19 protein-coding genes are annotated in these 19,415 nt (G+C 72.2%); 17 read left to right on the top strand and 2 right to left on the bottom strand.

The features are described from left to right. Window positions 1-18 precede the first annotated feature (18 nt). Window positions 19-1,374, top strand: a complete 1,356-nt coding sequence (locus AC067A_RS28150) for a replication-associated recombination protein A (RefSeq protein ID WP_479245335.1) — start codon at window positions 19-21, stop codon at window positions 1,372-1,374. Between the two features lie 385 nt (window positions 1,375-1,759). Next, window positions 1,760-2,374 carry a 30S ribosomal protein S4 gene (gene rpsD, locus AC067A_RS28155; protein WP_015032311.1) on the top strand — a complete coding sequence of 205 codons (615 nt, stop codon included), beginning with the start codon at window positions 1,760-1,762 and terminating at the stop codon, window positions 2,372-2,374. A gap of 34 nt (window positions 2,375-2,408) precedes the next feature. On the opposite strand, the gene AC067A_RS28160 is transcribed toward rpsD, so the two are convergent. Next, a complete protein-coding gene (locus AC067A_RS28160) occupies window positions 2,409-4,634 on the bottom strand; it encodes an ATP-binding protein (protein ID WP_479245280.1) in 2,226 nt (741 codons plus the stop codon). Window positions 4,635-4,802: 168 nt separating this feature from the next. Between AC067A_RS28160 and AC067A_RS28165 the strand changes: the two genes are divergently transcribed. From AC067A_RS28165 to nusB, 15 genes are all read left to right on the top strand, one after another. Beyond that, window positions 4,803-5,234 carry a DUF948 domain-containing protein gene (locus tag AC067A_RS28165; RefSeq protein ID WP_479245281.1) on the top strand — a complete coding sequence of 144 codons (432 nt, stop codon included), beginning with the start codon at window positions 4,803-4,805 and terminating at the stop codon, window positions 5,232-5,234. A gap of 6 nt (window positions 5,235-5,240) precedes the next feature. Next, window positions 5,241-5,597 (top strand): hypothetical protein, encoded by a 357-nt coding sequence (locus tag AC067A_RS28170; protein ID WP_479245282.1) that lies wholly within the window; start codon window positions 5,241-5,243, stop codon window positions 5,595-5,597. After that, complete coding sequence (gene alaS / locus AC067A_RS28175; protein WP_479245283.1) at window positions 5,597-8,266, top strand: alanine--tRNA ligase; 2,670 nt, start codon at window positions 5,597-5,599, stop codon at window positions 8,264-8,266. The genes AC067A_RS28170 and alaS overlap by 1 nt, the downstream gene beginning before the upstream one ends. Window positions 8,267-8,268: 2 nt before the next feature. Beyond that, the gene (gene ruvX / locus AC067A_RS28180; protein WP_479245336.1) at window positions 8,269-8,733 is read left to right on the top strand and encodes a Holliday junction resolvase RuvX; all 465 of its coding nucleotides are present in this window, start codon (window positions 8,269-8,271) and stop codon (window positions 8,731-8,733) included. Between the two features lie 102 nt (window positions 8,734-8,835). Continuing rightward, window positions 8,836-10,638: an endolytic transglycosylase MltG gene (gene mltG, locus AC067A_RS28185; RefSeq protein WP_479245284.1), complete on the top strand. Its 1,803-nt coding sequence runs from the start codon at window positions 8,836-8,838 to the stop codon at window positions 10,636-10,638. Continuing rightward, window positions 10,638-11,465 (top strand): shikimate dehydrogenase, encoded by an 828-nt coding sequence (locus tag AC067A_RS28190; RefSeq protein ID WP_479245285.1) that lies wholly within the window; start codon window positions 10,638-10,640, stop codon window positions 11,463-11,465. The genes mltG and AC067A_RS28190 overlap by 1 nt, the downstream gene beginning before the upstream one ends. A 46-nt stretch (window positions 11,466-11,511) precedes the next feature. Further along, window positions 11,512-11,772 carry a hypothetical protein gene (locus AC067A_RS28195; protein WP_479245286.1) on the top strand — a complete coding sequence of 87 codons (261 nt, stop codon included), beginning with the start codon at window positions 11,512-11,514 and terminating at the stop codon, window positions 11,770-11,772. Between the two features lie 115 nt (window positions 11,773-11,887). Beyond that, window positions 11,888-13,072 carry a chorismate synthase gene (gene aroC / locus AC067A_RS28200; protein ID WP_479245287.1) on the top strand — a complete coding sequence of 395 codons (1,185 nt, stop codon included), beginning with the start codon at window positions 11,888-11,890 and terminating at the stop codon, window positions 13,070-13,072. Beyond that, the gene (locus tag AC067A_RS28205) at window positions 13,069-13,590 is read left to right on the top strand and encodes a shikimate kinase (RefSeq protein WP_479245288.1); all 522 of its coding nucleotides are present in this window, start codon (window positions 13,069-13,071) and stop codon (window positions 13,588-13,590) included. The genes aroC and AC067A_RS28205 overlap by 4 nt, the downstream gene beginning before the upstream one ends. After that, window positions 13,587-14,681, top strand: a complete 1,095-nt coding sequence (aroB, locus tag AC067A_RS28210; protein ID WP_479245289.1) for a 3-dehydroquinate synthase — start codon at window positions 13,587-13,589, stop codon at window positions 14,679-14,681. The genes AC067A_RS28205 and aroB overlap by 4 nt, the downstream gene beginning before the upstream one ends. After that, window positions 14,678-15,124, top strand: coding sequence for a type II 3-dehydroquinate dehydratase (aroQ, locus tag AC067A_RS28215; protein ID WP_479245290.1), 447 nt, complete (start codon window positions 14,678-14,680; stop codon window positions 15,122-15,124). Before aroB ends, aroQ begins: the two co-directional genes overlap by 4 nt. Window positions 15,125-15,237: 113 nt before the next feature. Further along, window positions 15,238-16,239 carry an AAA family ATPase gene (locus AC067A_RS28220; protein ID WP_479245291.1) on the top strand — a complete coding sequence of 334 codons (1,002 nt, stop codon included), beginning with the start codon at window positions 15,238-15,240 and terminating at the stop codon, window positions 16,237-16,239. A 70-nt stretch (window positions 16,240-16,309) separates the two neighbouring features. Beyond that, window positions 16,310-17,422, top strand: a complete 1,113-nt coding sequence (locus AC067A_RS28225; RefSeq protein WP_479245292.1) for an aminopeptidase P family protein — start codon at window positions 16,310-16,312, stop codon at window positions 17,420-17,422. A 49-nt stretch (window positions 17,423-17,471) separates the two neighbouring features. Next, the gene (gene efp, locus AC067A_RS28230) at window positions 17,472-18,038 is read left to right on the top strand and encodes an elongation factor P (protein WP_479245293.1); all 567 of its coding nucleotides are present in this window, start codon (window positions 17,472-17,474) and stop codon (window positions 18,036-18,038) included. A gap of 2 nt (window positions 18,039-18,040) precedes the next feature. Further along, window positions 18,041-18,478: a transcription antitermination factor NusB gene (gene nusB, locus AC067A_RS28235; RefSeq protein ID WP_479245294.1), complete on the top strand. Its 438-nt coding sequence runs from the start codon at window positions 18,041-18,043 to the stop codon at window positions 18,476-18,478. 283 nt (window positions 18,479-18,761) lie between these two features. Here the strand turns inward: nusB and bldD are convergent, their stop codons facing one another. Beyond that, a complete protein-coding gene (gene bldD / locus AC067A_RS28240; protein ID WP_017242229.1) occupies window positions 18,762-19,262 on the bottom strand; it encodes a transcriptional regulator BldD in 501 nt (166 codons plus the stop codon). Window positions 19,263-19,415: the final 153 nt, after the last annotated feature.

Here is a 19,415-nt window from a genome sequence, read left to right on the forward strand (position 1 = left end):
GACCTAGGCTTCATGACTGTGGAGCCCGACCTCTTTACCGCAGCCGCCGAAGACCGCCAGGAGAAGGACCCGTCCAGCAGCCCGCTGGCCGTCCGGATGCGTCCCCGCACCCTCGACGAGGTGGTGGGCCAGCAGCACCTGCTCAAGCCCGGCTCACCGCTGCGCCGGCTCGTGGGAGACGGCGACGGCGGCCCCGCCGGCGCGTCCTCCGTGATCCTCTGGGGCCCGCCCGGCATCGGCAAGACGACCCTGGCGTACGTCGTCTCGAAGGCCACCGACAAGCGGTTCGTGGAGCTCTCCGCGATCACCGCGGGCGTCAAGGAGGTCCGGGCCGTCATCGACGGCGCCCGGCGTGCGGTCGGCGGCTACGGCAAGGAGACCGTCCTCTTCCTCGACGAGATCCACCGCTTCTCCAAGGCCCAGCAGGACTCCCTCCTGCCGGCCGTCGAGAACCGCTGGGTGACGCTGATCGCCGCCACGACGGAGAACCCCTACTTCTCCGTGATCTCCCCGCTCCTCTCCCGCTCCCTGCTGCTCACCCTGGAGCCGCTGACCGACGAGGACCTCAAGGGCCTGATGGCCCGGGCCCTCACCGGCGAGCGCGGACTCGGCGGGGCCGTGACCCTCCCCGAGGACGCCGAGGCGCACCTCCTGCGCGTCGCGGGCGGCGACGCCCGGCGGGCCCTGACCGCCCTGGAGGCGGCGGCGGGCGCGGCGATCGCCAAGGGCGAGGAGGAGATCACCCTCCAGACCGTCGAGGAGACCGTCGACCGGGCGGCCGTGAAGTACGACCGGGACGGCGACCAGCACTACGACGTGGCGAGCGCGCTCATCAAGTCGATCCGCGGCTCGGACGTGGACGCGGCCCTGCACTACCTGGCCCGGATGATCGAGGCGGGGGAGGACCCGCGCTTCATCGCCCGCCGGCTCATGATCTCCGCCAGCGAGGACATCGGCCTCGCCGACCCCCACGCGCTGCCGATCGCCGTCGCCGCCGCCCAGGCCGTCGCGATGATCGGGTTCCCCGAGGCAGCCCTCACCCTCAGCCACGCCACCATCGCCCTGGCCCTGGCCCCCAAGTCGAACGCCGCGACCACCGCGATCGGCGCCGCCCTCGCCGACGTCCGCAGCGGCCTCGCCGGCTCCGTCCCGCCCCACCTCCGCGACGGCCACTACAAGGGCGCCGCCAAACTCGGCCACGCCCAGGGCTACGTCTACCCGCACGACGTCCCCGGCGGCATCGCCGCCCAGCAGTACGCCCCCGACACCGTCCACGGCCGCCACTACTACGAACCCACCCGCTACGGCGCCGAGGCCCGGTACGCGGACGTGGTGGAGCGCGTACGCGAGCGCCTGAAGGGCGAGGGCGGCTGACCGGCCGCCTCCCGGACGGCCGCCCCCGAGGCGGGACGGCCCCGGTGCGAGCGGACCTCCCGGAACCGGTACACTGGTCCGGATTGCTGCGTCCCGTGTCCGACTCCGGTCGGCACACCAGAGCGGGACAGTCAGCCGGAGACCCGGCCCTCGGGCGGGGTTTCCAGGAGCGTCGCGCACCTTCGAAGGTGTCGCGGGCCACCCATCACCACCCGGATCCCGGGAGCGGCGGTGGGTCGTTCGCGTGCTGCACGTATGTGCCCAGACCTGGGAGCGGCTGCCCGACAGGTCCGTCCCGTACGGACCAGACGGGTTTCCCGGCTGCGGATGCGACCTCCCCTAACCCTGGTGAAGCCGTTTTCGCATCAATGAGAGAGGTTGGTTCATGCCGAACCAGTCCCGTCCCAAGGTCAAGAAGTCGCGTGCCCTCGGCATCGCGCTGACCCCCAAGGCCGTCAAGTACTTCGAGGCCCGCCCCTACCCGCCGGGCGAGCACGGCCGTGGCCGCAAGCAGAACTCGGACTACAAGGTCCGTCTGCTCGAGAAGCAGCGTCTGCGCGCCCAGTACGACATCAGCGAGCGCCAGATGGCGCGTGCCTACGACCGCGCCAAGAAGGCCGAGGGCAAGACGGGCGAGGCGCTGGTCGTCGAGCTCGAGCGTCGCCTCGACGCCCTGGTCCTGCGTTCGGGCATCGCCCGCACCATCTACCAGGCCCGCCAGATGGTCGTCCACGGCCACATCCAGGTCAACGGTGGCAAGGTCGACAAGCCGTCGTTCCGCGTCCGTCCCGACGACGTCGTGATGGTCCGCGAGCGCAGCCGCACCAAGCCGCTGTTCGAGATGGCCCGTGAGGGTGGCTTCGCCGCCGACGGCGAGACCCCGCGCTACCTGCAGGTCAACCTGAAGGCCCTGGCCTTCCGCCTCGACCGCGACCCGAACCGCAAGGAAATCCCGGTCATCTGCGACGAGCAGCTGGTCGTCGAGTACTACGCCCGCTGATCCCAGCCCCGGCGCAGTACCACCCACGCGGTGTTCAGCCCGCCGCTTCCCCGCCCTTTCCGGTGGGGGAGCCGGCGGGCTTCCGCGTTCCCGGGAGCGCCGCCGACCTGGCCGTACGGAACGGGCGCGGGGCCACGGGACCGGCCGGGCCGCCGCGGGACGGCTCCCGGCGGCCGGCGAGCGCGCGTTCCACCGCCGCGTCCAGCGAGAGCCCCTGGCCCTCCCGGAACGCGACGTCGTACGCCTCCGCACCCAGCGCCTCGTCCGCGAGCCGCTCGCACAGCGCCCTCGGCCCGCCGAAGGTCGCCGAGCCGAAGAGCCGGATGCCCACGGTGTCCCACACCGGCACCGTCGCCCCCTGGAGGACCGCGGCCTCCGCCGCGTCGCCCTCGCTCACCGTCACCAGGGCGAGCAGCTCGATCGCCAGGACGAGGCCGACCAGGTCGCGGAAGGCGTGGTTGATCGACACGCACTCGTCGAGCAGCTCCCGCGCCTCCGCGTACGCGCCCCGGGTCCAGGCCGAGAACCCCAGGACGTAGAGGGCGTAGGCCCGGGTCCACCGCTCCCCGCGCTCCTCGCAGATCTCCCGCACCTCACGGCAGATCGCGACCGCCCCCTCCAGGTCGTCCTGGAAGGCCCGTGCCATGGCCAGCTCGACCTGCCCCATCAGCACGTTGCTGTTCAGCTCGCCGAGCTCCCGGTAGGCGTCGAGGGCCCGCCCGATCAACTCCTCGGCGCGCGGCACGTCGTCCGAGAGCAGCGCCAGGCAGCCCATCCGGTGCGTGGCGTACGCCTCCGCCAGCGCGTTGCCCGAGGACCTGGCCTGCTCCCCGCACTCGTGGAGCGCCGCCACCGCCGCCGTGCCGTCCCCCTGGAGGACGGCCACGTACCCGAGGACCCACAGCGCCTTCAGTCGCGCCTCCTCGTGCCCCGAATCCAGGGCGAGCGCCCGGTCCAGCCAGTGGCGGCCCTCCGAGAGCCGCCCGCAGCCCACCCACGCGAACCAGAGGGTGCCCGCCAGGTGCTGGGCGAGGTGCGTGTCCTCCGGGAGTTCGAGGCACAGGTCGAGGGCCGCCCGCAGATTGGGCAGCGCCGCGTCCGTGCGGGCCGCGACCTCCGCCTGGCGCGGACTGAACCACTCCAGCTCGCACCAGGTGGCCAGGCCCATGTACCAGTCGCGGTGCCGCCGTCGCATCCGGTCCGTGTCGCCGAGCGCGGCCAGCCACTCCGCCCCGTACGCGGCGACCGTGTCCAGGAGCCGGTACGCGGGACCGGCCGGACCGTCCTCCCGCGCCACCAGCGACTGCGCGAGCAGCCCCCCGAGCAGGTCGAGGACGCGCTCCGGCGGGAGCTCCGGGCCCCCGCACACGTACTCCACCGCCTCCAGGTCGAAGGGTCCGGCGAACACCGAGAGCCGCGCCCAGAGGAGCCGCTCCTCGGTGGTGCACAGCTCGTGGCTCCAGCCGATCGCCGTCCGCAGCGTCTGGTGGCGGGGCAGCGCCCCGCGCGCGCCGTCCGTGAGGAGCCGGAACCGGTCGTCGAGACGGCACAGCATCTGCTCGACGGAGAGGAGCGGCAGTCTGCCCGCCGCCAGTTCGAGGGCGAGCGGGATGCCGTCGAGCCGCCGGCACAGCTCCCGCACGGCCTCGGCCGTACCGGGGAGGACGGGAGCCCCCGGCACCGTGGGGGCGGGCAGGGCGGCGGCCGGGACGGGAAGCGCCACCGCCATCGGGGCACCCGCCTCCGCGGCCCGCTCCGCGAGGAGCGTCACGGCGTCCGCCTCGCCCATCGGCGCCAGCGTGAACACCGTCTCGCCCGCCACCCGCAGCGCCCTGCGCCCGACGGCGAGGACGGTGAGCCCGGGGGCGTGCGCCAGGAGGTCCCGCACCAGCGGGGCGCAGCTGTCCACCAGGTGCTCGAACCCGTCGACGACGAGCAGCATGCGGCGTTCGGCGAGGTGCTCGACGAGCACCTCGCGCGGGGCCCGCAGGGTGTGGTCGGTCAGGCCGAGCCCCTCGACCAGGGCGTACGCCACCAGGTCCGGGTCGCGCAGCGGCGCGAGATCGGCGAGGCGCACCCCGTCGACGTAGCGTTTCTGCGCCCCGGCGGCAGCCCGCAGCGCCAGTCGGGTCTTGCCCACCCCGCCGACTCCCACGACCGTGACCAGGCGGGACGTCTCAAGGAGCGCCGCCAGGGCGGCCTGCTCCGCGGCCCGTCCGACGAACCGGTTCAGCTCCGCCGGGAGATTGCTCCGTCGCATGGGACACGGAGCGTACCCATCCGCACGCTCTCCGTACAATCGGTTCCTCTAACTCCCGTCCCACGAGCGGTAATGCGGTACGGCCGGACAGCCCGGGCGCGATAGGGTCGGGGGACTACTTTGGCAAGAACCCGACGACAGATCCGACGACACAGAGAGCGGTGCAGAGTGACCGGTGGAGAGGTTGCCGGCATCCTGGTCGCCGTCTTCTGGGCGATCCTGGTCTCCTTCCTCGCCGTGGTGCTGGTGAGGCTGGCGCAGACGCTCAAGGCGACCACCCGACTGGTGGCGGACGTGACCGAGAAGGCCGTCCCCCTGCTGGTCGACGCCTCCGCGACCGTGCGGTCGGCACAGACCCAGCTGGACCGGGTCGACGCCATCGCGTCGGACGTCCAGGAGGTCACCTCCAACGCCTCCGCGCTCTCCTCCACCGTCGCCTCCACCTTCGGCGGCCCGCTCGTCAAGGTGGCCGCCTTCGGCTACGGCGTGCGCAAGGCGCTGGGCCGGGACGGAGAGGACGTGCCGCGCGGCTCCGCGCGACGTACTGTGATCGTCGGCCGTACCGTGCCGTCCTCGAGACGCCGGAAGCAGAAGGGCTGAGCCGCGATGTTCCGCCGCACGTTCTGGTTCACGGCCGGCGCAGCCGCCGGTGTGTGGGCCACCACCAAGGTCAACCGCAAGCTGAAGCAGCTGACCCCCGAGAGCCTCGCGGCCCAGGCGGCGAACAAGGCCGTCGAGACCGGCCACCGCCTCAAGGACTTCGCCCTCGACGTGAGGGCGGGCATGCTCCAGCGCGAGGCCGAACTGGGCGAGGCGCTCGGGCTCGACGCCCCCGTGGACCAGGGAACCGCCCGCGACCGTGAGCTTCCCGAGCCCCGCCGCAGGACCGCGCTCGGCACCACGCCGCACAAGACCACGCATTCAATTCCCACGATCCCGTACAACCGGAATGAGGACCACTGATGGAGTCGGCTGAAATCCGCCGCCGCTGGCTGAGCTTCTTCGAGGAGCGCGGGCACACCGTCGTCCCTTCGGCGTCGCTCATCGCGGACGACCCGACTCTGCTGCTCGTCCCCGCCGGCATGGTGCCCTTCAAGCCCTACTTCCTGGGTGAGGTCAAGCCGCCCTTCACGCGCGCCTCCAGCGTGCAGAAGTGCGTGCGCACGCCCGACATCGAAGAGGTCGGCAAGACCACCCGCCACGGCACGTTCTTCCAGATGTGCGGCAACTTCTCCTTCGGCGACTACTTCAAGGAAGGCGCCATCAAGCTCGCCTGGGAGCTGCTGACCACCCCGGTGGAGCACGGCGGCTACGGGCTGGAGCCGGAGAAGCTCTGGATCACCGTCTACCAGGAGGACGACGAGGCCGAGCAGATCTGGCGCGACGTCGTCGGCGTCCCGGCCGAGCGCATCCAGCGCCTCGGCAAGAAGGACAACTACTGGTCGATGGGCGTCCCCGGCCCCTGCGGCCCGTGTTCCGAGATCAACTACGACCGCGGTCCCGAGTTCGGCGTCGAAGGCGGCCCGGCCGTCAACGACGAGCGGTACGTGGAGATCTGGAACCTGGTCTTCATGCAGTACGAGCGCGGCGAGGGCTCCGGCAAGGACGACTTCCCGATCCTCGGCGAGCTGCCGTCGAAGAACATCGACACGGGCCTCGGCCTGGAGCGCCTGGCGATGATCCTCCAGGGCGTCCGGAACATGTACGAGACGGACACCCTCCAGGTCGTCATCGACAAGGCCACCGAGCTCACCGGCGTCGCCTACGGCAAGGCCCACGACAGCGACGTCTCGCTGCGCGTGGTCGCCGACCACATGCGCACCTCCGTCATGCTCATCGGCGACGGCGTCACCCCCGGCAACGAGGGCCGCGGCTACGTGCTGCGCCGCATCATGCGCCGCGCCGTCCGCAACATGCGCCTGCTCGGCGCCACCGGCCCGGTCGTCCAGGACCTCGTCGACACCGTGATCGACACGATGGGCGAGCAGTACCCGGAGCTGGTCACCGACCGCAAGCGGATCGAGACCGTCGCCCTCGCAGAGGAGGCCGCGTTCCTCAAGGCCCTCAAGGGCGGCACCAACATCCTCGACACCGCCGTCACCGAGACCAAGGCCGCCGGCGGCACGATCCTCGCCGGCGAGAAGGCCTTCCTCCTCCACGACACGTGGGGCTTCCCGATCGACCTCACCCTGGAGATGGCCGCCGAGCAGGGCCTCTCCGTGGACGAGGACGGCTTCCGCCGCCTGATGAAGGAGCAGCGGGACCGGGCCAAGGCCGACGCCAAGGCCAAGAAGACCGGCCACGCCGACATGACCGCGTACCGGGAGATCGCCGACGGCAACGGCGCCACCCAGTTCACCGGCTACACCAACACCGAGGGCGAGACCACGGTCGTCGGTCTCCTCGTCAACGGCGTCTCCTCGCCGGCCGCCTCCGAGGGCGACGAGGTCGAGGTCGTCCTGGACCGGACCCCGTTCTACGCCGAGGGCGGCGGCCAGATCGCCGACCAGGGCCGGATCAAGCTGCACAGCGGCGCGGTCATCGAGATCCGCGACGTCCAGCAGCCGGTCCCCGGCGTCTCCGTGCACAAGGGCTCCGTCCAGGTCGGCGAGGTGACCGTGGGCGCCACCGCCTACGCCTCCATCGACGTCAAGCGCCGCCGCGCCATCGCCCGCGCCCACTCGGCCACCCACCTGACCCACCAGGCGCTGCGCGACGCCCTCGGCCCGACGGCCGCGCAGGCCGGTTCCGAGAACCAGCCCGGCCGCTTCCGCTTCGACTTCGGTTCGCCGAACGCCGTACCCGGCGCCGTGCTCACCGACGTCGAGCAGAAGATCAACGAGGTCCTCTCGCGCGAGCTCGAGGTCCACGCCGAGGTCATGCCGATCAACGAGGCCAAGCGTCAGGGCGCCATCGCCGAGTTCGGCGAGAAGTACGGCGAGCAGGTCCGCGTCGTCACCATCGGCGACTTCTCCAAGGAGCTGTGCGGCGGCACGCACGTCGGCAACACCGCCCAGCTGGGCCTGGTGAAGCTGCTCGGCGAGTCGTCCATCGGCTCCGGCGTGCGCCGCATCGAGGCCCTCGTCGGCGTCGACGCGTACAACTTCCTCGCCCGTGAGCACACGGTCGTCGCCCAGCTCCAGGAGCTGGTCAAGGGCCGTCCCGAGGAGCTGCCGGAGAAGATCTCCACCATGCTCGGCAAGCTGAAGGACGCCGAGAAGGAGATCGAGAAGTTCCGTGCGGAGAAGGTCCTCCAGGCCGCCGCCGGTCTGGTCGACTCCGCCCAGGACATCCGCGGCCTCGCCCTCGTCACGGGCCGGGTCCAGGACGGCACCGGCGCCGACGACCTGCGCAGGCTGGTCCTCGACGTGCGGGGGCGCTTCCCGTCCGACCGTCCGGCCGTCGTCGCCCTGTTCACCACCGTCAACGGCAAGCCGCTGACGGTCATCGCCACCAACGAGGCCGCCCGTGAGCGCGGTCTCAAGGCCGGCGAGCTGGTCCGCACCGCCGCCAAGACCCTCGGTGGCGGTGGCGGCGGCAAGCCGGACGTCGCCCAGGGCGGCGGCCAGAACCCGGAGGCCGTCGGCGAGGCCATCGCCGCCGTCGAGCGCCTCGTGGTGGAGACGGCGTGACGATGCGCCGCGGCCGCCGTCTCGCGGTCGACGTGGGGGACGCCCGGATCGGGGTCGCCTCGTGCGACCCCGACGGGGTCCTCGCGACGCCGGTGGAGACCGTGCCGGGACGCGACGTCCCGGCCGCCCACCGGCGGCTCCGCCAGCTCGTCGAGGAGTACGAGCCCATCGAGGTCGTCGTCGGTCTGCCCCGCTCGCTCAGCGGGCGGGAGGGCCCGGCCGCGACCAAGGTCCGCGCGTTCGCCCGGGAGATGGCCAAGGGCATCGCCCCGGTGCCGGTCCGTCTCGTCGACGAGCGGATGACCACGGTCACCGCGACCCAGGGCCTGCGGGCCTCCGGGGTCAAGGCCAAGAAGGGGCGGTCGGTCATCGACCAGGCCGCCGCTGTGATCATCCTTCAGAACGCTCTTGAGTCCGAACGGGTATCAGGTAATCCGCCCGGTGAGGGCGTCGAAGTGGTCATCTGATCGCGATACGGTAACGTTCCGCGCGATGCGGCGGTGTTCGAATAGCCGCCCCACTACGTAGAGGCGGATCGTCCGGAAGCCTCGCGGCTGTTTTGGGGATCGATGACTGAGTATGGCCGGAGCCCTGGCTCCGAACCGTGGCACCCCGGGGACCCGCTGTTCGGGGACCAGGGGTGGGAGGGCCAGCAGCAGCAGTACCCGCAGCCGCAGCAGGCGAGCCAGTACGGCCAGGGCGGTCACGGCTACGAGGACCCGTACGGCCAGGCGGGCCAGGGCTACCAGGGCGACCCGTACCAGCAGCAGTCGCAGCAGCACTACCAGCAGCAGCCTCAGCAGCACCACCAGCAGCCGCAGGGCTACGCGGACCAGCAGTACCAGCAGTATCAGCAGCAGCCCCAGCACCAGCAGCCTCACCACCAGCCCCAGCACCAGCAGCCTCACCAGCAGGCCCAGCAGCAGTACGGCACGGGGTACCCGGGCGACTACGACACGCCCGGGCACCTCGGACAGCAGTACGACGGCGGCTGGGAGACCGGCCAGGCGGCGATGGCGTACGGCGCGCCCCCGGCCGATCCGTACGGCGGCCAGGACCCGGACCTCTACGGGACCCCCGAGGCCTACCCGCCGCCCCAGCCCCCCGGGCACCGCCGGACCCCGCCGGAACCGGTCATCGACTGGGCCCCGGAGGAAGAGGCACGCCCGGAGCCGGAGGAGGAGCAGCACGCCTTCTTCACCGGCGGTGACGACCACGACGACGAGTACGACGAGGAGCCGGCCGGCCGGGGCTCCCGCGGCGGCGACCGCGACCGCCGCAGCAAGGCGAAGAAACGCAAGGGCAAGAACGGCGTGGCCTGCCTGGTCGTCGCGCTGGTCCTCGCGGGCGGCGTCGGCGGCATCGGCTACTTCGGCTACCAGTTCTGGCAGGGTGAGTTCGGTGCCGCCCCCGACTACGCGGGCAGCGGCAGCGGGGACGTCCAGGTCGAGATCCCCAAGTCCGCCGGCGGCTACGAGATCGGCAACATCCTCAAGAGGGCGGGCGTCGTCAAGAGCGTCGACGCCTTCGTCTCGGCGCAGCAGAAGAACCCCCGCGGCCTCTCGATCCAGGCGGGCGTGTACACGCTGAAGAAGGAGATGTCGGCCGAGAGCGCGGTCGCGCTGATGCTCAATCCGGCCAGCCAGACCAACTTCGTCATCCCCGAGGGCCGGCGGAACGTCTGGGTGTACGAGCAGATCGACAAGAAGCTCGCCCTCAAGCCGGGCACGACACAGGGCGTCGCTAAGGCGAAGGCCGACGACCTCGGCCTGCCGGACTGGGCGAAGAACCACAAGAACGTGAAGGACCCGCTGGAGGGCTTCCTCTTCCCGGCGAGCTACCCGGTCGCCAAGGGCAACAAGCCCGAGGACGTGCTCCGCAAGATGGTGAGCCGCGCGAACCAGGAGTACGGCAAGCTCGACCTGGAGGCCAAGGCGCAGGCGCTCGGCGTCGAGAGCCCCTGGGAGCTCGTCACGATCGCCAGCCTCGTCCAGGCCGAAGGCGTCTCCCACGACGACTTCCGCAAGATGGCCGAGGTCGTCTACAACCGGCTCAAGCCGTCGAACCCGCAGACCTACGGCGGGCTGGAGTTCGACTCCACGTACAACTACATCAAGAACCAGAGCGAGATCGACCTCACCCTCGAAGAGCTGCGGAAGTACGACAACCCGTACAACACGTACTTCGTCAAGGGACTGCCGCCCGGCCCCATCGGCAACCCCGGCGCCGAGGCGGTCCAGGGAGTGCTCAACCCGACGAACGACGGCTGGTACTACTTCATCTCGATCGACGGTAAGACCTCCCAGTTCACGAAGACCAACGCCGAGCACCAGAAGCTGGTCGAGAAGTTCAACGAGTCGAGGAAGAACTGATGGCGACAGCACGCCGGGCGGCGGTTCTGGGATCGCCGATCGCCCACTCGCTCTCCCCGGTCCTGCACCGGGCCGCGTACGCCGAGCTCGGCCTCGACGACTGGTCGTACGAGCGGTTCGAGGTCGACGAGGCGGCCCTGCCGGGCTTCGTCGCGGAACTCGACGCCTCGTGGGCGGGCCTGTCCCTGACCATGCCGCTCAAGCGGGCGATCATCCCGCTGCTCGACGAGATCAGCGACACGGCCGCCTCCGTGGAGGCCGTCAACACGGTCGTCCTCCGCCAGGACGGCCGGCGGGTCGGCGACAACACCGACATCCCCGGCATGATCGCCGCCCTGCACGAGCGGGGCGTCGAGAAGGTGGAGTCGGCGGCGATCCTCGGCGCCGGCGCCACCGCCTCCTCCGCCCTCGCCGCGCTCGCCCGGATCTGCGGCGGCCCCGTCACCGCGTACGTCCGGAGCGAGGCGCGCGCCGCGGAGATGCGGGGCTGGGGCGAGCGGCTCGACGTGGAGGTCCGTACCGAGGCCTGGGAGCGCGCGGCCGAGGCCTTCGCGTCCCCGCTGGTCGTCGCCACCACCCCGGCCGGCACCACCAACGCCCTCGCCGCCGACGTGCCGGACTCCGTCGGCACCCTCTTCGACGTCCTCTACGACCCCTGGCCCACCGCACTGGCGGCCGCCTGGTCCGACCGCGGCGGCAAGGTCGTCGGCGGCCTCGACCTCCTCGTCCACCAGGCCGTCCTCCAGGTCGAGCAGATCACCGGCCGCACCCCCGCCCCGCTCGCCGTCATGCGGGCGGCCGGCGGACAGGCGCTCGCCTCCCGATAGGCTGAACCGCCACGCCGAACGGCGGAACACGGGGGAGTACGGCGACATGGGTGAGGACCTGACGCTCGCGTCCAAATGGGACGCGGCGATCGACATCGCGCTCTTCTTCAGGATGGTGGTCTTCGGCCACCTGCCCGAGTGGCTCCGCCATCCCCTCCTCGCCGCCGGTCTCGCCGGCCTGGTGCACGCGGGTCTCGGATGGCTGCGGACCCGCTTCGGCGAGGTGCCCGACGAGGCCGCTCCTGTCCAGGAGGAGGCGCCCGACGAGGCCACTCCTGTCCAGGAAAACGAAGCGGGCGTCCGATAGCTGGACCGGAGGACGGGTTCGTCCCCCGGACGTGAAAGGATCGGGAGCGGCGGGCCAGGGCCGCGCACCCGGCCGCGCCGTCGCAGTGCCCAGGCGCGAGCATCGAGGAGCATCGTTGAGCAGGTTGCGTTGGCTGACCGCTGGGGAGTCCCACGGACCCGCGCTGGTCGCGACACTGGAGGGCCTTCCCGCCGGAGTCCCGGTCACCACTGAGCTGGTGGCGGACCACCTCGCGCGGCGACGCCTCGGCTACGGACGTGGCGCCCGGATGAAGTTCGAGCAGGACGAGATCACCTTCCTCGGCGGTGTCCGGCACGGACTCTCCCTCGGCTCCCCGATCGCCGTCATGGTCGGGAACACCGAGTGGCCCAAGTGGGAGAAGGTCATGTCGGCCGACCCGGTCGACCCGGCGGAGCTCAAGGAGACGGGCCGCAACGCGCCCCTGACCCGGCCCCGGCCCGGCCACGCCGACCTCGCCGGCATGCAAAAGTACGGCTTCGACGAGGCCCGGCCGATCCTGGAGCGCGCCAGCGCCCGGGAGACCGCCGCCCGCGTCGCCCTCGGTGCCGTCGCCCGGTCCTTCATCAAGGAGGCCGCCGGCATCGAGATCGTCTCCCACGTCGTCGAGCTGGCCGCCGCCAAGGCGCCGTACGGCGTCTACCCGACCCCCGCCGACGTCGAGCGGCTCGACGCCGACCCGGTCCGCTGCCTCGACGCCGACGCGTCGAAGGCGATGGTCGCCGAGATCGACCAGGCCCACAAGGACGGCGACACCCTCGGCGGCGTCGTCGAGGTCCTCGCGTACGGCGTGCCCGTCGGCCTCGGCTCGCACGTCCACTGGGACCGGCGTCTCGACGCCCGGCTCGCCGCCGCCCTCATGGGCATCCAGGCCATCAAGGGCGTCGAGGTCGGCGACGGCTTCGACCTCGCCCGCGTGCCCGGCTCGCAGGCGCACGACGAGATCGTCCGCACCGAGGACGGCATCAAGCGCACCTCCGGCCGCGCCGGCGGCACCGAGGGCGGTCTGACCACCGGCGAGCTGCTGCGCGTCCGCGCCGCGATGAAGCCGATCGCGACCGTCCCGCGCGCCCTCGCCACCGTCGACGTGGTCACCGGTGAGGCGGCCGCCGCCCACCACCAGCGCTCCGACGTCTGCGCGGTCCCCGCCGCCGGCATCGTCGCCGAGGCCATGGTCGCGCTCGTCCTCGCGGACGCGGTCGTCGAGAAGTTCGGTGGCGACAGCGTCCCCGAGACCCGCCGCAACGTGCGGTCGTACCTCGAGAACCTGCGCATCCGGTGACCGGCGGCCCCCTGGTCGTCCTCGTCGGGCCCATGGGCTCCGGCAAGTCCACGGTGGGCGCGCTCCTGGCCGCGAAGCTGGGCGCGCCCTACCGGGACACCGACGCCGACATCGTCGCCGCCGAGGGACGCGAGATCTCCGACATCTTCGTCGAGGACGGCGAAGAGCACTTCCGCGCCCTCGAACGGGCCGCCGTCGCCACCGCCGTCGCCGAGCACGAGGGCGTCCTCGCTCTCGGCGGCGGCGCGGTCCTCGACGACGGGACCCGTACCCTGCTGGCCGGGCTGCCCGTCGCGTACCTCTCGATGGACGTGGAGGAGGCGGTCCGCCGGGTCGGCCTCAACACCGCGCGGCCGCTGCTCGCCGTCAACCCGCGCCGCCAGTGGCGCGAGCTGATGGATGCCCGCCGCCACCTGTACACCGAAGTAGCCCGGGCCGTCGTCGCCACCGACGACCGCACCCCCGAAGAGATCGCGGACGCGGTCCTCTCGGCACTGGATCTGAAGAAGGACGCATGACGGACCAGGAAACGACCCGTATCCACGTCGCGGGCAGCGCGGGCACGGATCCGTACGAGGTGCTGGTCGGCCGGCAGCTGCTCGCCGAGCTCCCCGCCCTGATCGGCACGCAGGCCAAGCGGGTCGCCGTGATCCACCCGGAGGCGCTCGCCGACACCGGTGAGGCGCTCCGCGCCGACCTCGCCGAGCAGGGCTACGAGGCGGTCGCCATCCAGGTGCCGAACGCCGAGGAGGCGAAGACCGCCGAGGTCGCCGCCTACTGCTGGAAGGCGCTCGGCCAGACCGGCTTCACCCGCAGCGACGTCGTCGTCGGCGTCGGCGGCGGCTCCACCACGGACCTGGCCGGCTTCGTGGCCGCGACCTGGCTCCGGGGCGTGCGCTGGATCGCCGTGCCGACCACCGTCCTCGCGATGGTCGACGCGGCCGTCGGCGGCAAGACGGGCATCAACACCGCCGAGGGCAAGAACCTCGTCGGCTCCTTCCACCCGCCGGCCGGCGTCCTCTGCGACCTCGCCGCGCTGGACTCGCTGCCCGTCCACGACTACGTCAGCGGGCTCGCCGAGATCATCAAGGCCGGCTTCATCGTCGACCCGGTCATCCTCGACCTCATCGAGGAGGACCCGCAGGGCGCCCGCACCCCCGCCGGACCGCACACCGCCGAGCTGATCGTCCGCTCGATCAGGGTCAAGGCCGAGGTCGTCTCCGGCGACCTCAAGGAGGCCGGCCGCCGGGAGATCCTCAACTACGGGCACACGCTCGCCCACGCCATCGAGAAGAACGAGCGGTACAAGTGGCGCCACGGCGCCGCCGTCTCCGTCGGCATGGTCTTCGCCGCCGAGCTCGGCCGGCTGGCCGGGCGCCTCGACGACGCCACCGCCGACCGGCACCGCACCGTCCTGGAGTCCGTCGGACTGCCGCTCACCTACCGCGGCGACCAGTGGCCCAAGCTCCTGGAGACGATGCGGGTCGACAAGAAGTCCCGCGGCGACCTGCTCCGCTTCATCGTGCTCGACGGGATCGGCAAGCCGACCGTCCTGGAGGGCCCGGACCCGGCGGTGCTGATCGCGGCGTACGGCGAGGTGTCCGCGTGAGCGAGGCGCGCCGGGTCCTGGTGCTCAACGGGCCCAACCTGGGCCGTCTAGGCTCACGCGAGCCCGACATCTACGGCGCCACCTCGTACAAGGGGCTCGTCGAGTCCTGCCGGACGCTCGGCGCGGAGCTCGGCTTCGACGTGGACGTGCGGGAGACCAACGACGAGGGCGAGATGATCCGCTGGCTCCACGAGGCGGCGGACGGCTCGATCCCGGTGGTGATCAACCCCGGCGCGTTCACCCACTACTCGTACGGGATGCGGGACGCGGCCGCCCAGCGGACCGCCCCCCTGATCGAGGTGCACATCTCGAACCCGTACGCCCGGGAGGAGTTCCGGCACACCTCGGTCGTCGCGGCCGTGGCGACCGGGACCGTGGCCGGCTTCGGGATCGGCTCCTACCGGCTGGCCCTGCGGGCGCTCGCCGAGGAACTCAGCGGCTGACGGGGCACCAGGAGCCGTCCCCGGCCGTTGCCCATGTGGGGGTCGGGGACGGTAACGTTCCGGCGTCCACGGATACCAGAGGCCGACAGACGTACGAGACGGAGTGGCACCGGATGCAGCACGCAGTGGGGGGTCCGCTGCCACCGCCCGAACGGCCGGGGCAGGCACCCGACCCCGGCCCCGCGCCGGCGACGGCGGACGGGGGCGGCCGAACGGCGCCTCCCCCCGTCCCCCCGACCCCGCCGCAGGGGACCCCGTACCCCGCCGCCGGGACGCCCGCGGGCCCTCCGACGGCGCCGCCGCGGCTCGGTGTGCACCGGACCGTCCAGGGCAGCGCCCCGCGGCACCCGCAGGCCCCGCCCCCGCACCCGGCGCCCGGAGCGCCGCCGGCCGGCCCGGGAGGACCGGGATGGGGCGGACCCGGGGCCGTGCCGCAGCGGCAGACCGCGGTGCCGTACCCGGTCGCGCCGCCGCAGCGCGCGGACCTGACCGGGCACGTGCCGCTGCCGCCCGTCGGCGCGCCGCCGGTGCCCGCGGAACACGGCGCGGGCACCGGCACGGCCACGCTCGCCGTCCTGCTGATCGGGCCGGCGGGGGCCGGCAAGACGACCGTCGCGCGCCACTGGGCGCAGCGCCGGCGGGTGCCCACGGCGCACATCAGCCTCGACGACGTCCGCGAGTGGGTCTGCTCCGGGTTCGCCGACCCGCAGTCGGGGTGGAACGAGCACTCGGAGGCGCAGTACCGCCTCGCCCGCCGGACCTGCGGCTTCGCCGCGCGCAACTTCCTCGCCAACGGGATCTCCTGCATCGTCGACGACGCCGTCTTCCCGGACCGGCCCGTCGTCGGCCTCGGCGGGTGGAAGCGGCACGTCGGGCCCGGGCTGCTCCCGGTGGTCCTGCTGCCCGGCCTCGAGGTCGTCCTGGAGCGCAACGCGGAGCGCAGCGGCAACCGGCGCCTCTCGGACGAGGAGGTCGCCGCCATCCACGGCCGGATGGCCGGCTGGTACGGCTCGGGGCTGCCGATCATCGACAACTCCACGTACGACGTCGAGACCACCGCCCGCGTCCTCGACGACGTCCTGGCCCGCGCGATCGCGAGTCCGCCCACCTGGTGACCCGGGCGTGCGGCGCCCGGTCGGCCGCCCAGAACAGGCCGCCGCGGCGCAGGGCTCGTACGCTCGGAGCATGTCAGAGGTGTATGCGGACCGCCGTGTGCGGCTGCGCGACCGGTGCGCGGCCGCGGGCAGCCCGGCGGCCCTGGTCTCCCGCCCCGCCAACGTCCGCTATCTCGCCGGCGGGTCGCCGCCGGGCGCCGTGCTGCTCGTCGGCCCCGAGCCCGACGCGGACGTGCTGCTCTGTCCCGTCGCCCCGGGCGGCGAACCGGCCGACGGGCGGCTCGACGAACTGCTGAGGCAGCAGGTCCTGCCCGCCGGAGGAGGCGATCCGGCGGTCGCCGCCGTCGACCTGGCCCGCCGGGCGGGCGCGGACGCGCTCGCCGTCGAGGAGCACGACCTCACGGTGGCCCGGCACCGGGCCATGGGCTCGGTCACGCCCGGCCTCCACCTCGCCGACCTCGCCTGCGCCGTCGAGCAGCTCAGGATCGTCAAGGACGAGGACGAGATCGCCTGCCTCCGGATCGCCGCCGAGATCGCCGACCAGGCCCTCGGCGAGCTCCTGGAGTCGATCCTCGTGGGGCGCACCGAGCGCCACCTCGCCCTGGAGCTGGAGCGCCGGCTCGTCGACCACGGTGCCGACGGGGCCGCGTTCCCCACCTCCGTGGCGACCGGACCGCACTCCGGGCGCCGTGGGCACCGGCCGACCGACCGCCGGGTCGAGGAGGGTGATTTCCTCTCGGTCTGCCTGGGCGCCGACTACCGCGGCTACCGGTGCGAGATCGGCCGCACCTTCGTCATCGGAACGGCCCCCGCCGACTGGCAGATTGAGCTGTACGAGCTCGTCTTCGCCGCTCAGCGCGCCGGACGGGAGTCCCTCGCGCCGGGCGCCGGGTACCGGGACGTGGACCGCGCCGCCCGGCAGATCCTGGACGCGGCGGGCCACGCGGAGGCCGCCGTGCCGCTCACCGGGCACGGGGTGGGGCTCGAAATCGACGAGGACCCGCAGCTCTCACCCTCCGCCATGGGTAAACTGGACGCTTGTGTGCCGGTCACCGTCGAACCGGGGGTCCACCTCCCGGGCCGGGGCGGGGTCCGGATCGATGACACGCTCGTCGTGCGCCAGGAGGCGGACGGCGGACCCGAGCTACTCACCATCACGACCAAGGAGCTGCTCGCGCTGTAAGGCGCGTACGCCTCCCAGGTCCCACGTCAGTCCAGGAGATTCCGCAACCGTGGCTTCCACGAACGACCTCAAGAACGGCATGGTGCTCAAGCTCGAAGGCGGCCAGCTCTGGTCCGTCGTCGAGTTCCAGCACGTCAAGCCCGGCAAGGGCCCGGCCTTCGTGCGCACCAAGCTCAAGAACGTGCTGTCCGGCAAGGTCGTCGACAAGACCTTCAACGCGGGCGTCAAGGTCGAGACGGCCACCATCGACCGCCGCGACATGCAGTTCTCCTACATGGACGGCGACTACTTCGTCTTCATGGACATGGAGACGTACGACCAACTGCACGTCGACCGCAAGGCCGTCGGCGACGCCGCCAACTTCCTGATCGAGGGCTTCACCGCCTCGGTCGCGCAGCACGAGGGCTCGGTGCTCTACGTCGAGCTCCCGGCCGCCGTCGTGCTGACGATCGAGCACACCGACCCGGGCGTCCAGGGCGACCGCTCCACCGGTGGCACCAAGCCCGCCAAGCTGGAGACCGGCCACGAGATCCAGGTCCCGCTCTTCGTCACCACCGGTGAGAAGGTCAAGGTCGACACGCGCACCAGCGACTACCTCGGCCGGGTGAACGACTAACCGTGGCCGCTCGGAGCAAGGCCCGCAAGCGCGCCTTCCAGATCCTCTTCGAGGCCGACCAGCGCGGTGTCTCCGTCAAGGAGGTCCTCGCCGACCAGGTCCGGCACGCGCGGTCGGACGACCGCCAGCCGCCGGTCAGCGACTTCACCATGCAGCTGGTCGAGGGGTACGCGTCCTACGTGACGCGCATCGACGAGCTCATCGCGACCTACGCGGTGGACTGGGACCTCGACCGGATGCCCGTCGCCGACCGGAACATCGTGCGCCTCGGCGCGTACGAGGTGATCTGGGAGGACGGCACGCCGGACGCGGTCGCGATCGACGAGGCGGTTCAGCTCGCCAAGGAGTTCTCCACCGACGAGTCCCCGACCTTCGTCAACGGTCTGCTGGCGCGCTTCAAGGATTTGAAGCCGCGTCTGCGCCGCGACGCGGAGGACTGAGTCCTCAGCCACCACCGGCATCCGAAGGGGCCCGCAGCACACGTGCTGCGGGCCCCTTCGGCGTTCTCACGCCGGCGGTCCGCCTTCGGCGTCTTTCCTTCGGCGTCTCCCCTTCGGGGTCTTCCCTCCGTCCGACTCTCCGGACGGCTCCGCTTCCAGGTCGTAAGGGGCCTCCCCGGCCGCGTACGGCCCCGGGAGAGGGCCGGGCACAGCAGAGGGCCCGTGGACGTCGGATGACGTCCACGGGCCCGGCGGTACGTTTCTGCTGTGCCCTCGTAAGGGGTCAGTTGTCCTCGTGGGCGACCGCGCGGCGCGCGTCCGCGTCCAGGACGCCCCAGCTGATCAGCTGCTCGGTGAGCACCGAGGGGGACTGGTCGTAGATGACGGCGAGCGTGCGCAGGTCGTCCTGGCGGATCGACAGCACCTTGCCGTTGTAGTCGCCGCGCTGCGACTGGATCGTCGCCGCGTAGCGCTGGAGCGGGCCGGCCTTCTCCTGGGGGACGTGCGCCAGGCGCTCCAGGTCGAGGACCAGCTTCGGCGGCGGCTCGGCGGCCCCGCCCGGGGTCGTGCCCGGCAGGAGCTCCTGCACCGGCACGCCGTAGAAATCGGCCAGCTCGGCAAGACGCTGCACGGTCACCGCACGGTCACCACGCTCGTACGAGCCGACCACCACGGCCTTCCAGCGGCCCTGGGACTTCTCCTCCACCCCGTGGAGCGACAGACCCTGCTGGGTGCGGATGGCGCGGAGTTTGGCCCCGAGCTGCTTTGCGTATTCGCTGGACATAACGCTCCCGGACGCTGTGACGACATGCGGCTGCGCCGCGCGGCTGGTAACTCACTGTGAGGTTACGCAGCGTTACTCTTTCCCGTCAAGCCGAAAGGTCCGTACCGCCCCCTCCCGAGGGACGGCGCCCGGTGCGGCGACCGGGGTGCGAAC

The organism is Streptomyces sp. NPDC043176 (assembly GCF_056436715.1).

Coding starts and splice junctions, on each gene's coding strand:
- AC067A_RS28195 (WP_479245286.1), top strand. CDS start 11,512: ATGGGTGAGGACCTGACGCTCGCGTCCAAATGGGACGCGGCGATCGAC.
- AC067A_RS28220 (WP_479245291.1), top strand. CDS start 15,238: ATGCAGCACGCAGTGGGGGGTCCGCTGCCACCGCCCGAACGGCCGGGG.
- rpsD (WP_015032311.1), top strand. CDS start 1,760: ATGCCGAACCAGTCCCGTCCCAAGGTCAAGAAGTCGCGTGCCCTCGGC.
- mltG (WP_479245284.1), top strand. CDS start 8,836: ATGACTGAGTATGGCCGGAGCCCTGGCTCCGAACCGTGGCACCCCGGG.
- aroB (WP_479245289.1), top strand. CDS start 13,587: ATGACGGACCAGGAAACGACCCGTATCCACGTCGCGGGCAGCGCGGGC.
- ruvX (WP_479245336.1), top strand. CDS start 8,269: ATGCGCCGCGGCCGCCGTCTCGCGGTCGACGTGGGGGACGCCCGGATC.
- AC067A_RS28160 (WP_479245280.1), bottom strand. CDS start 4,634: ATGCGACGGAGCAATCTCCCGGCGGAGCTGAACCGGTTCGTCGGACGG.
- AC067A_RS28225 (WP_479245292.1), top strand. CDS start 16,310: ATGTCAGAGGTGTATGCGGACCGCCGTGTGCGGCTGCGCGACCGGTGC.
- bldD (WP_017242229.1), bottom strand. CDS start 19,262: ATGTCCAGCGAATACGCAAAGCAGCTCGGGGCCAAACTCCGCGCCATC.
- AC067A_RS28190 (WP_479245285.1), top strand. CDS start 10,638: ATGGCGACAGCACGCCGGGCGGCGGTTCTGGGATCGCCGATCGCCCAC.
- AC067A_RS28170 (WP_479245282.1), top strand. CDS start 5,241: ATGTTCCGCCGCACGTTCTGGTTCACGGCCGGCGCAGCCGCCGGTGTG.
- alaS (WP_479245283.1), top strand. CDS start 5,597: ATGGAGTCGGCTGAAATCCGCCGCCGCTGGCTGAGCTTCTTCGAGGAG.